Raw genomic sequence first — 12,877 nt, 5'->3', positions numbered from 1 at the left:
CGCACTATCTTTGGACAATCATTTTAGAAGGGATACTCCACTATGACGAAAGAAAAGAGAGTATATGTATGCAGCCACTGCGGACAGGATTCGCCCAAGTGGGTAGGAAAATGCCCCTCGTGCGGAGAGTGGAACACGTATGTGGAAGAGGTGATACGCAAAGAGCCGGTAAGCAAACGTCCCCTCTCGGGCATAGAGACCGCCAAGGCAAAGCCCGTGACGCTGGACGACATCACGGCCGATGAAGAGCCGCGCATAGACCTGCACGACGACGAACTGAACCGCGTGTTGGGCGGCGGCCTGGTGCAAGGCTCATTGGTGCTGATTGGCGGCGAACCGGGCATCGGCAAATCCACGCTCGTGCTGCAAACCATCCTCCGCATTCCGGACAAGCGCATCCTCTACGTCTCGGGCGAAGAGAGTGCCCGGCAGCTGAAACTCCGTGCCGACCGGCTGACCGCTAACTCCGCCGACTGCCTCATCGTGTGCGAGACGTCGCTGGAGCAGATTTACGTCCACATCAAGAACACACGCCCGGACCTCGTCATCATCGACTCCATACAGACCATCTCCACCGAATCTCTCGAATCATCGCCGGGAAGCATCGCCCAAGTGCGGGAGTGCTCCGCCTCCATCCTGCGGTTTGCCAAAGAAACGCATACAGCGGTCATCCTCATCGGGCACATCAACAAAGAGGGCAGCATAGCCGGCCCCAAGGTGCTGGAACATATCGTGGACACCGTGCTTCAGTTCGAGGGCGACCAACACTATATGTACCGCATTCTGCGAAGCATCAAGAACCGCTTCGGCAGCACGGCGGAACTGGGCATCTACGAGATGCGGCAGGACGGCCTGCGGCAGGTGAGCAACCCGTCCGAGCTGCTGCTGACCCAAGACCACGAGGGAATGAGCGGCGTGGCCATCGCTTCGGCCATAGAGGGTGTCAGGCCCTTCCTCATCGAGACGCAGGCGTTGGTCAGCAGTGCTGTGTATGGCAATCCGCAACGCTCGGCCACGGGATTCGACATCCGCCGCATGAACATGCTGCTGGCCGTGCTCGAGAAGCGCGTGGGATTCAAGCTGGCACAGAAAGACGTCTTCCTGAACATTGCAGGCGGACTGAAGGTGAACGACCCCGCCATCGACCTCGCCGTCATCAGCGCCATCCTCTCCAGCAACATGGACGCCGCCATCGAACAAGGCGTCTGCATGGCGGGCGAAATCGGGCTGTCGGGCGAAATCCGTCCGGTGAACCGCATCGAGCAGCGTATCGGCGAGGCGGAGAAGCTGGGCTTCAAGCAATTCATTCTGCCCAAATACAACATGCAGGGCATCAACACCCGGAAGATAAGAATAGAGCTGATACCGGTGCGGAAAGTGGAAGAGGCTTTCCGCACGCTGTTCGGCTGAAACATCTTTCCCCATATATACATTTATGATACAAGAATACCCACTGCGCGTGCCGCCCGAAGTAGCCGCCAACGAACAACGACTGAAACACTATCTGGTGCACGAAAAAGGGCTGGACGCACGAGATATTACGGCGACACGCATCCTGAAGCGCAGCATCGACGCACGCCAACGCACGGTCTTCGTCAACCTGCACGTGCGTGTCTATCTGAACGAACTGCCGCAAGAAGACGAGTTTGAGAATGTCGTCTATCCCCATGTGGCCGACAAACCGCAGGTGGTCGTGGTAGGTGCCGGACCGGCAGGACTGTTCGCCGCCTTGCGCCTCATCGAACTTGGACTGCGCCCCATCGTCGTGGAGCGAGGCAAGGATGTGCGCGAACGCAAGAAAGACTTGGCCGCCATCGGCCGGGAACAGTGCGTAAACCCCGAGTCGAACTATAGCTTCGGAGAGGGAGGAGCAGGCGCTTACTCCGACGGCAAACTGTATACCCGCAGCAAGAAGCGGGGAAGTGTCGACAAGATTCTGAATGTATTCTGCCGGCACGGCGCATCGACCTCCATCTTGATAGACGCCCATCCGCACATCGGCACGGACAAGCTGCCGCGCGTCATCGAGAACATGCGGAACACCATCCTCGCATGTGGTGGCGAAGTGCACTTCGAGACGCGTATGGACGCCTTGATTATCGGGGGAGACGAGGTGAAAGGCATCGAAACAAGCACCGGCCATACCTTCCTCGGCCCGGTGATACTCGCCACGGGACATTCCGCCCGAGACGTGTACCGATGGCTTGCCGCCAACCGCGTGGAGATTGAGCCCAAAGGCATCGCCGTAGGTGTGCGCCTGGAACATCCTGCCGCACTGATAGACCGCATACAGTATCACAGCCGGGAGGGACGGGGCAAATACCTCCCAGCCGCCGAATACAACTTCGTCACTCAGGTGGACGGACGAGGAGTTTACAGCTTCTGCATGTGTCCCGGCGGCTTCATCGTGCCCGCTGCCAGCGGCCCGCAACAAATCGTGGTGAACGGCATGAGCCCCAGCAACCGCGGTTCGCGCTGGAGCAACTCGGGAATGGTGGTGGAGCTGCGTCCGGAAGACTTGGACGATAAAAGTCTGAACCTCTGTTCCGACAATACGGCCGACAACCCATTGCCCCACTTCTCCTCCCAATTAGGCATGATGTACTTTCAGGAGAACCTCGAGCGACTGTGCTGGCAACAAGGAAACATGCAGCAGACCGCCCCGGCGCAGCGCATGGAAGATTTTACAAGAAAAAAACTGAGCTACGACTTGCCGAAGTCCTCGTATGCGCCCGGCCTGGTATCTTCTCCCCTGCACTTCTGGCTGCCGCCCTTTATCTCGGAACGTCTGGGCCAAGGCTTCCGCCTCTTCGGCAAATACAGCCGGGGCTTCCTCACCAACGACGCCGTAATGATTGGAGTGGAGACCCGCACATCGGCACCGGTACGCATCATCAGAGACAAGGAGACGTTGCAGCATGTACGCCTCAAAGGACTGTTCCCCTGCGGAGAGGGAGCCGGATATGCCGGAGGCATCGTTTCGGCCGGTATCGACGGCGAACGGTGCGCCGAGGCGGTGAAAGCCCTGCTGTCGGGACGTGCGTAAAAGCATTCAAACGAGGCATTACTTTCAGGGCATGTCATATACTACCGGGATTTGCAATTATTCTTGCCGCCGCATCCACCAGCTGGTACCTGCGGCACACCTCGAGTATTATTTTCTGCGGGATGTCCGTCACCATCGGCCGTGTCCGTCCGTCTTCGCCGGTCACGTGCCGGAACGGCAGTTGCGGATAGAGGGCGTGCAGCACCAGAGCGGAGCAGTCGTACGCCGTGAATGCGCCATCCGTCATGTCAATATCTATAAGGCTGTTCTCGCGTGCCTCCGCCGCCTTCATTCGTTTCATAGTCTGATAAGTTTTCATAAGCATTAGAGATTAGTGGTGGGATTAGAGGTGAGATTAAAGGTAAGATTAGAGGTAAGATTAGAGGTAATATTAGCCAATAGAGAATAAACCTTATACCTTAGATGTCGGACGCAAGGGAAAAGGAAAGGATAAAAATTAAAATCCGCGTCATCCGCGTCTAAAAAATCATCCGCCTCCGAGAAACCCCGCCGCCCTCCCCCGGCCCCTGCGGCCCGCCCCCCTCCCTATGGGGGAGGAGTTGGGGGAGAGGCTTCGGGGGTTGGGGGAGAGGCTTCAGGGCTTCATCCCAGCGGGTTTTCCCCTTGACCGCCCGAGCCGCCGGTAGTACCGCCGCCCGTGCCGCCGCTTCCGCCGCTACCTCCCGGTGTAGGCGCAGGCAGTCCTTTGGCTTTGCGGTAGTCCGCCATCGAGGCATAGTTTACGCCGGCCTCCAGCACACCTCCGTCCTCGAAGCTGAGTTCTCGGATAATCCTGCCGCGAAGTTCCCGGGCAGGTGTGAACGTTACACGGGGCGATTTAATCATCGTGCCCACGTTGAAATCTTCTATCTTCTCCACGCCTGCACTTTTAAAGGTGATGCGGAATGTACCCAGGCCGGGCACATTCACCGTGTGTCCCTGCTGCAACTGTTGGGGGATGAACTCCGCCAGCAGCTCCATGGCTGCCTCCAGCTCGATGGGTGCCGTGGTGGTATGTACCGTTGCGGCACGGGTCAAAGCTTTGGGAGACAATGGTTTTGCACTGTTTGGCACGGCATACCACTTAGCCGGGTCATTCTTCTTCATCGGGTGCTTCTTCTGCACCAATTTGTAACTGATACTCATACTGATAAAGTTTTAATTAATAATTAAATGATAATAACTCACAGTCGGCGTGTGAACGCCTTTTCTTTTAATTCCCTTGAATGTCCCCGCAGGAGGGGTACTTACCTCACTGTGGAGACGCCGTTTACCTCACTGCGGTGACGCTTCTTGTCTCACTGCGGTGACGTTGCTTGTCTCACTGCAGTGACATCACCCATTTCACTGCGGTGTCATCACTTGTCTCACTGCGGTGACGCCGCTTGTCTCGTTGCGGTGTCATCACCTGTCTCACCGCAGCGACATCGCTACCCCTCACACATATAGCTGACATTAGACATTAAGACCGTACATATCAGAACATTAGCATTCATGCATTAGAACCAAGATAAAATAAAATCCGCGTCATCCGCGCAATCCGCGCCTGAAAAACACCCTCCTCTTGCCTCAGCAGCCGCAAGTCTCGTTCCGCATCCATAAAGTCACGACTTGTATATCCCATTGTATTTACGTATAAAGTGAAACGTGATACTCTCGGCTCCTTTCGACCGGCTTCGCCGGTATCGGCTTCCTGCGGCTTGCAGCCGCAGGAGAATAAAGCAAATGAAACCAACGCGGTCGCTTCGCTCCCTTTTATTCTTGGGTTGCCCGCACCACGAAGCCGTTGCTCCGATAGGCGTTGGGGTTCAGCGGATCCATGTAGCTCGGGAAGAAGCCCGGCCCCCACCCGCTGGTCGTGTTGTGCGACCCCGCCGTCCAGTAGTAGCAGCTGCTCCCCACTAGGGAGAGCACTGCGGTTTTGCTGTGCCGATAGCCCAACGCAGGGAAAAAGGCGGTGTCGCCAGTGTGGTTCAGGCCGCAATAGAAGTGCCAACCTTTGGCCCAAGCTCCTTGTACATTGAAAACGTTGTAAGAATGAGTAGGCTCTCCAGTTGTGGTGAAGCCGATATAGAAGTTACTGGGCGGGAGCTTGTATCCTGCGGGGCAAGGGTCGTAGATGGTCTTTACCACGAGGTTGTCGTTGGGTGTATTGACGTTGTTGTTTGCATCCCACAAGTTGTAATATTGGCTGTCCATGTAATGGTTGGTACTGAACGTGCCGGGGTTCATGATACCACTGGTGATGCAGGTGGTGCCGGTAGGAAAACTTTGGACGGCAGGAAGCTGATTGGTTTTGACGTTCCCGCCGGCATCATACCATGTCTTGTTAATGCTGTTCGAGCTTCCGCCCGGCCCTTCCAATGCCCCCACGAACGGGTCTTTGCGTCCCCATTGATAATAAGTGTTATTCCCAAGCTCTGTACCACCTGTAATGGCATGCGCTTTCTGTTTTACGATAAACGTCTTTGGGTCAGCCGATGTGTACCCTGCTGTGGGCTTCTGCTTGAAACGTACCTGCACGGTGCGCTCGGCATATATCACCTCTTTTCCGTCGCACCAGCCGAGGTCGACGGTCATAATCTTGTACTTGTTCTGGTGGTTGGTGATTTCCTTGTCGGGTGTCGTTGTCCCTATGGTTCCCGGCCTGTAGTCCGTCACCCAGATGTGCCAGCTCCACATAATTGTATTTGCCGCATCTCGTACCGCCACCACGGCGTTGCCTTGGTGAATGGTAGCTTGATTGACGGAAAACTCGAGGAAATGGTTGTCGGAAGATAACGCCACGTTCGTAACTAAGTTCTTCTCATCTTGCCAGACCAGGGTACAGCTTGCCGGCACGCAGCCGGCGTTGTTGTAGATGTACGGGTTGGTAATGCCGTTGCCCAGATGGTTGATAAAGGTACTCAATATATTATCGGAAGCGGGCGCGGAGGAAATATACGCCGACGTATTGTTTCCCGTGCCGGGCGCCTTGACGTAATCCACGGCGTTGCCATACACTAATGGCAGGCGGTATGTGCCCGATGCGTTGACAATGTAGCAGTTGGCCGTACGCATGGGTGCGGTTTTTCCCTGATAGTCGTGCGTGGAGAGGTCGTAATTGGTCACCGGTGTTGCGTCCTTCAATGCTATAGTGTGCTTGTCGGATGCGTTCTGCGCCGCCACGGTGGCTGTATAGGAAGCCGCCGAAGTGCCTCCCTCCCCGTTTTCGGTAAAGGCCGTCAGCCATGCGGGTTTGTTTTTGTTCCAGACTATCCCGTCCTCGGAGAACTCCACCTCCCAGGGGATGGGCACGACCTTGTCCACCCCTCCGCCCGATACCGTGGCGCAGCTCTTCACCGTGTAGCTCTTGCTTCCTCCCCGATAGTCGTATTCCGCCGGAGCCGTCACCTCCAGCGTAGGGGTAATCACCATGCTTGTCACCGACACCTGATAGGTCACCGTCTTTCCCATTTCCCATTGGCTGCCTGCTATGGAGGCTTTCATCGTGCGCACGGCATTTGTCAGCCTGTCCGTGTACTTCACCTCCAGTTCCGCCCCCGCGGGCAGCTGTTGCGGAATCATCATGAACGTGGCCGCCGCAGGCGTTATCTCCGTGCCGGGTGTCTGGCTTTCGGGTATAGTGGCCGCAGGCGTCAGCGCCTGCGTAAAGTCCTTCCTGTCGGCATGACCTTCCCATGCGCTCTCGCCTATGCGGTACGTGCCCTTGCCGTACACGCCCTTCAGCGTGACGTTCGTAATCGTCCCCGCAGGCAGGTCATTGCCCGTGACAAAGCGCACGGCCGTCAGCGCATGCTTAAAGGTAAGCAGGGCGGGCGTGCCTCCGCCGCCCGGCATCTCGTCGGTGGCGGCCGTCAGCAGGTCGGTCTGGCCGGCCACGGCGTCAGGAACGGTGTAGGTCAGCACGGGCGCGCCTCCGGCAGTCTTGGCCGAGAGTGCCAGGCTCGATGCCGGCAGTGCGCTCCTGTAGGGAGCGTACGCAAAGAAACGTATCTTCGACCCCGGCCCCGGCCAGCGGCTGTCCGTCGTCCATCCGCCGGCTTTCTTCACCTCCGTGTCATACATGTAGTCGGGTGTCCGCGTGTCGTTCCACGCTTCCGCGGCGGGATATACGAAAGCGGACACGCCCATGGAGGCGTGCATGGTGGAAGCGTCTACCGGGGCGGCTTTCGTGGCGGGACGGCTTTCTGTAACGGAGACGCCGCCCGTTGTCACGTCCCCCGCAAGAGCGTTTTCCCCGTCCGTGACCATGCCCTCCCTCACCGTGGCGTGCAGGTAGAGCGGCGTTCCTCCCCCGGTCAGGGAGTCCTGCAGGGCAAACACCCGTGTTGCCGGCGGTGTTTCCCCTGCAGGCATCCCCAATGCCTCTACCTTGAATCCGATACTGCGCCCCGGATACGCGCCCCCCTCTTCGTGAGAGTCGTCGCAGGAGCAAACTCCGGCAGTCAGCAGGGCCAGTGCCCCGCCTGCCAATACTGACAATGTCACTCTTTGCATATAGATGTTGTTAGTGATTAGTGATGAATAGATGAATGATAAGTGGCTGGTAAACAGCGGCAAGTGCCCGGCGTGGAGTAAGTGTTGACCGCTGACAACAGCCAGGCACCTGCCGCTAATCACTGATTACATCCCTATCTCGGTGCTTCCCGCCGTCCAGTCTTCCACGGTCACGGTGAAGGTGATGGGGTTGCCCAGTACAGGGTCTCCGCCCGTTCCCGGATTCGGGTCGATGGTCGGGTCGCTGGGATTCACGGGGTCGGTGGGAATCGGATCGATTTTACCCGCGCCGCCGCCCGGGGAACAGAAGTTCAGCGCGTAGATATACTTCTTCCCGGCTTCCCAGGCAGAGTCTATCTTCACGGCGGAGTAGCCGTACTTTCCTGAAGCGGGCGGATAAATCTGCGTACCGTTCTTCGTGACCTGGCAGAGCACGGCCAGATAGGCTCCGTTCGGAGAGGCGGCACCGCTCCACGGCGTTAATGTCTGCGGAAGCAGCATGAAGTTCTCCGTTCCCGTGATGTTCTGCTCCGATGCCGTCAGGGTGACGGGGGCGGACAGGCGGGCCGAGAAGCTGGCGGGGGCGTTCGGCGCGTCCCATCCCGCCAGCGGGCCGGAAGCGGTCGTGGGCGAGGTGGGGAAGGTGAAGTTGGCCGCCGATTTCACCTGGCATACCTTCACTCCCTGCACCTTGATGGTGACGGTGGGGTCGGAGCACTTGGCCTTCACCTCTATCTGCGAGAGGATGTGCTTGAAGTTGAGTGCCACGCCCGATGCGGAGGTGGTGCGGCTGCCGGTGTTGTGGGCCACCACGATGTCCTTCTGATCAGAGACCTTCTGCGGTGTCACGTAGCTGAATATCTTCTGCGTGCCGCTGTTGATGTACACCGATGCGCCGGCAGGCAGGTTGGCCGGAGCGTAGGCGAAGAACTTCACCTCGTCGTTTCCGGGCCACGTCTGAGGATCGGTCATTTCCCATTTGCCGCCCGTCTGTCTCACCTCGGCGTTCTCGAAGAGGTTCGTTCCTCCCGAACTCTTGAATGCCGTCACCTTGAAGGGCGACAGGTTGGTCAGCGTGGTGACCGCCCCGCGGGTGGAAGCACCCAGCGTGGGATGGAAGTTGATGGATTCGCTGCGGTTCACAGCGTTCGTTTCGTCCTGCGAGCAGGAGCTGAGGCCGATGAGGCCTGCTGCCAGAAGGCAGCCCACAAGTTTCTTTTTCATACTTGTTTTTGTTAGGATTAATAAAATTAGATTAAGAAAAAACACTGCCAGTTGCCTGTCAGTTATATCATATATTCCACATATTCACTTTCACGTCATCATCCGCTTGTAAAACAGGGAATCCGCATCATCTCCGTCTGAAGAATCATCATCCGCGTTAAAAACACAATCCGTGTCATCCGCGGCATCCGCGCCCGAAAGGCTACAGGTCTATCGGCCGCGTCTCCGTGCTCCAGTCGTCCACTCCCGTCTGGAATCCTCCTCCTTCCTCCCCCGCGGGCGCGGGGATCGTCAGTCCGTCCAGCCGTATATGCACGTGCCGCCTGTCGGTCGCGCGGTTCACCTGTCCGCTCACGTCGAACGAAATGCGCCTGCAGCTGCCGTCGCGCAGGGTGACGCTGAGCGTCAGCCGGTGCGACGTGTCCTCCGCCTCGCTCACCCCGAAGCACAGCACCCGGCCCGTGAGCCGTGCCGTGCCCTCCTCGATGCCCGCTTCGAAGCGGAGGGACGAGCGTGAGGGGGAACGGTGCCCGGTTCCCGGGAACAGCGAGGCGGACATGCCGGAGAGCGAGAAGGCTGCGGAAGAGACACCCGCAAGGTTGCGCACGTTCACTATCTCTACGGTGTAGATGTAGCTCTGCTCCTCCGGACAGAGCACGAGCGGACTCTCCGGGGCCGGCAGCTCCGAGGGGACGGTGACGGTGAAGTCCGTGCCGCCCGTTCCCCAGAGCATGCCGGGAGAGGAGACCGCCGGCTCCTGTCCGTCCCCATCCTGCACGGGGAGAGGAGGCGCGCAGGCCTCGAAGCTCTCCGGGGTGTCCGTGCCGCGCAGGAGCGCGGACTCGTTGTCGTTGTTCAGGCAGAGCACGCGGTACGTGCCCGGCAGAAGTTCGGTCGGACCTCCCTCACGGGGAAAGTCCCTGCGTAAAGGGCTGCCGGAGGAGGGGAAGAAATAGACGCTCATGCCCGTGGCCGATGCCCCGGGAGCATTGCGCCAGTCAAAAATCACCCGCACCCGTACCGAAGAATCGGGGGCGAAGGCGAAGGGTTTATGGTCACAGGAGGCGAGCAGCGAGGCGACGCCCGCCGCAAGCAGGATGAGCACGAACGCCCCCAACAGGAAGGCGATGCCGTGCAGACATTTTTTTCTCATGGATGTTCTCATGCTTCTCGTGGATGTTATTTCTGTCGTTCTCATGAATTTCTTATTTTCCGATTTGTGACCTGCGTTTCCCGTTGTAATTGTCATGTCCCAGCAGCCACACCAGCGACACCTCCGCCTTCGTGGGGCCGAACCACCGCCGCTGCTTCGTGGCCTGCCACAGGTAGCCGCCGCCCTGTGGGATGTACTCGTAGTACTCGCCGCCCAGATAGCCGATGCCGATGCTGAAGTCGAGGTTCAGCCTGCGGCCGATGGGGGCGGAGTAGCCGTAGGACAGGCCGCCCCCGTAGCTCCACCGGTCGCCGAGGTACCCCCTGCCGCCCCACTCGAGGTCGTAGGTAAGCAGCTGCCCGTACACCCCTATGTGGTGCCCCGTCAGCGGCTTGCGGCCGTAGCTCAGCCAGCGGCGCACCTCGAGGTCGCCGCCGTATATGCGGTGGTAGCGGTGGCGGCGGTCGCTCTTCAGCCAGGTGTACATCCAGTTGCCGGCCACCGACCAGCCGCGGCCCAGGTAGAACTCCAGCCCGAGGTTGGGCAGCACCACGGCGTCGTAGAGCAGGTTGGTCTTCAGCGCCATGTAGAAAGGTCTGCATTCGCGGGAGGGAGGAGCCGTCTCCTCCTTTTCGGGCGGGAGGATGTAGACGGTGTCCTTGGCGGCTTCCCGCACCTCCTCCGACTCGTACCACACGTGCAGGGTGGAGGCGCGCAGCTCGGGGAAGAAGCGGCTCTCCATGTAGCGCCAGGCGTAGCCGCTGCCCGTCATGACCAGCCGGCGCTTGCGCCCGTCGGCCACCTTGCCCTCGCGGGTAATCCACTCGGGGGTGTAGCGCAGGATGTCGAGCACCTCGTGGCGGTAGGGCATGTACTCGTCCGCCTGCACGAGCTTTTCCAGCCCCTGCCAGTCCACGCCCTTGGGCACGGTGGAGAGCCACCCGAACTCATGGGGGAAGTAGCCGGAGACCAGCTGCCGGATGGCCTCGGCCCTCCGCTCGGAGAGGCGCCGGTTCAACGCCGTGCTTCCCTCGGGGGAGGCTCCTGCGGTGACCCGCAGGCCCCGTATGCGCCGCGATGGGTCTTGCAGCAGGGTTCTGAAACGCTCGGTGAAGGCGCGTATGCGTGCGCCGTTATCACGGAAATAAGGGTCGAGGCGCGATTCGCCCTGACGGAAATAGACGCGCACGGAGTCCGTGCCCCGGCGCGTGTCGGATTCCTGTCCCCGGGCATGCCCGAGAAAAAGCAGGAGAAAGAGGAGAATAAAGGTTCGTTTCATCACGAAAGATTAAAGGTTTATATCTTCTTTTTCATCTTGAACAGATAACCGTATCGGCTGTCTGTTCTTCCGTCCGGCCGTTCGTTCGGGAACTTGTCATATCCTTATTGGAGGGGCTTCGGGCAGGTGTTCCGGGACGCATACCTCTTGGTAAGAGGTGTGAGGGATGGGAAAAGGCATAAGGGAATTTCCATTGGGGAAAGGGGAGAGGAAGGCGGGATATTCGTTAGGTTCAACCTGTTGCAATGGGAGGGCAGGATATGAGGTTGTAAATATTACGGTACAGCCGTTTGCATAGGACGGGGATGTGGTTTTTCTTAAAAATATTTGTATATATTAAATAAAAGCCTTTTATTTGCAGGCGGTTACGGGAGGCATTACACCTCTTACCAAGAGGTGGGCCGCGGGGCGTTTTCCTCCCGCTATCGACGATACGCCGTCCTTCCCCCTCCTCTTACCAAGAGGTGTGCGGAGGGCCTTTCCTCAAGACGTGAAGACCTCTTTCAGCAGTTTGCGGTTGGCCGACGCCAGCCGCTTGTCTTTTATCTCCGTTATGTATATGAGGGTGGTCTTGGTGTCGGTATGCCCCAGTGCCTTGGAGATGACGGGCAGGTCGATATTCTTCTCGTAGGCGATGCTCGCCCACGAGTGGCGGGCGACGTAGGAGGTGAGGTTCTCCTTGATTCCCGCCCGCCGCGCCAGCTCCTTGAGCGAGCGGTTGTAGCGGTTTAGGGCCGAGGAATAGGACACCTCGACAAGATTGCCGCCTGCCGGCCCGCCTTTACCGCCGTCTTTTCCCTTATCCGTTTCACTGCCCATCCGGTCTTTCGCACCGTCTTTCACCTTATACAATATAGGGAAGAGATAGTCCGTCCCCTCTGTCTTATACTTGTCCAGTATATCGAGCATGCACGGTTCCAGCCTCACCCTGACCTGCTGTCCCGTCTTGCGCCGGCGGTAGGTCAGCACCCCGTCCTTTATCTGCGACCGCTTCAGGTGAGCCAGGTCAACAAAGGGCATGCCCATGGCGTAGAAAGAGAAGAGGAAGAGGTCGGAAGCCCCTGAACCCCACTCCCTTTCCCCCCTCCCTATGGGGGAGGGGCCGGGGGAGAGGCTGTAGGGGCTGTAGGGACTTCGGGGGCTTTTCAGCTTCCTTATCTCTTTCTCTCCTATGCTTCTCTTCACCGTCCGCTCGTTGCCGGTGAACACGCCCTTGAAGGGCTCTTTGTCCTTCACGAGGCGTTTCGTGGCGGCTTTGTTGTAGATGGCACGCAGGGAGCGCATGTAGCAGGAGGAGGTGTTGGGGCATACGCCACGGTCGCGCAGCCACCGCTCGTAACTTCGCACACTGTCGGCGTCGAGCGCCGATACGGGCACGTCCGTGCCGCCGCTGAAGCGGATGAAAGAGCGAACGGCCGTGCGGTAGTTCTCTTGGGTGGAGGGGCTTACACCTTCGGCGGCCGCGTGGACGAAACCGGAAAGCGTGGGTAAGGGGCTCTTCGGCCTATCCGTCCGCTTTGCCATACTTGCCTTATCGGCTTTTCCCGACTCGTTTGTTTTCTCTGCTTTACCCGTTTTTCCTGTTTCATCGGCTTGCGACAGCTTCACACGCTGTTTCCAAACGAAGCCTCCTTTTGTGAAATGAAATGAAAGATTGAACATGTGCACTATGTCT

Annotated in this window: 9 protein-coding genes; 2 read left to right on the top strand and 7 right to left on the bottom strand. The window is 58.5% G+C overall.

Going from position 1 to position 12,877, the window contains the following annotated elements:
* Positions 1-42: 42 nt before the first annotated feature.
* Both radA and C4H11_RS07100 read left to right on the top strand, forming a co-directional pair.
* Positions 43-1,410, top strand: a complete 1,368-nt coding sequence (radA, locus tag C4H11_RS07105) for a DNA repair protein RadA (protein WP_106041035.1) — start codon at positions 43-45, stop codon at positions 1,408-1,410.
* 25 nt (positions 1,411-1,435) lie between these two features.
* A complete protein-coding gene (locus C4H11_RS07100) occupies positions 1,436-3,046 on the top strand; it encodes an NAD(P)/FAD-dependent oxidoreductase (protein WP_106041034.1) in 1,611 nt (536 codons plus the stop codon).
* A 34-nt stretch (positions 3,047-3,080) separates the two neighbouring features.
* Here the strand turns inward: C4H11_RS07100 and C4H11_RS07095 are convergent, their stop codons facing one another.
* The 7 genes from C4H11_RS07095 to C4H11_RS07065 form a co-directional block, all read right to left on the bottom strand.
* Positions 3,081-3,347: a hypothetical protein gene (locus tag C4H11_RS07095; protein ID WP_129588290.1), complete on the bottom strand. Its 267-nt coding sequence runs from the start codon at positions 3,345-3,347 to the stop codon at positions 3,081-3,083.
* Between the two features lie 302 nt (positions 3,348-3,649).
* Positions 3,650-4,192: an HU family DNA-binding protein gene (locus C4H11_RS07090; protein ID WP_106041032.1), complete on the bottom strand. Its 543-nt coding sequence runs from the start codon at positions 4,190-4,192 to the stop codon at positions 3,650-3,652.
* A 609-nt stretch (positions 4,193-4,801) separates the two neighbouring features.
* Entirely contained in the window at positions 4,802-7,546 is a 2,745-nt protein-coding gene (locus C4H11_RS07085) for a fimbrillin family protein (protein WP_106041031.1), read from the bottom strand.
* A gap of 126 nt (positions 7,547-7,672) precedes the next feature.
* Complete coding sequence (locus C4H11_RS07080; protein ID WP_106040771.1) at positions 7,673-8,770, bottom strand: fimbrillin family protein; 1,098 nt, start codon at positions 8,768-8,770, stop codon at positions 7,673-7,675.
* 202 nt (positions 8,771-8,972) lie between these two features.
* A complete protein-coding gene (locus tag C4H11_RS07075; protein WP_205729954.1) occupies positions 8,973-9,935 on the bottom strand; it encodes a DUF5119 domain-containing protein in 963 nt (320 codons plus the stop codon).
* Between the two features lie 40 nt (positions 9,936-9,975).
* Entirely contained in the window at positions 9,976-11,202 is a 1,227-nt protein-coding gene (locus tag C4H11_RS07070) for a DUF3575 domain-containing protein (RefSeq protein ID WP_106040773.1), read from the bottom strand.
* Positions 11,203-11,685: 483 nt separating this feature from the next.
* A complete protein-coding gene (locus C4H11_RS07065) occupies positions 11,686-12,864 on the bottom strand; it encodes a tyrosine-type recombinase/integrase (RefSeq protein WP_106041030.1) in 1,179 nt (392 codons plus the stop codon).
* Between the last annotated feature and the right edge of the window lie 13 nt (positions 12,865-12,877).

It is taken from the genome of Bacteroides zoogleoformans (assembly GCF_002998435.1).
Lineage (GTDB): Bacteria > Bacteroidota > Bacteroidia > Bacteroidales > Bacteroidaceae > Bacteroides > Bacteroides zoogleoformans.
Note: the sequence above shows the minus strand (reverse complement) of the source record. Positions and strands in the feature narration are given on the sequence as shown.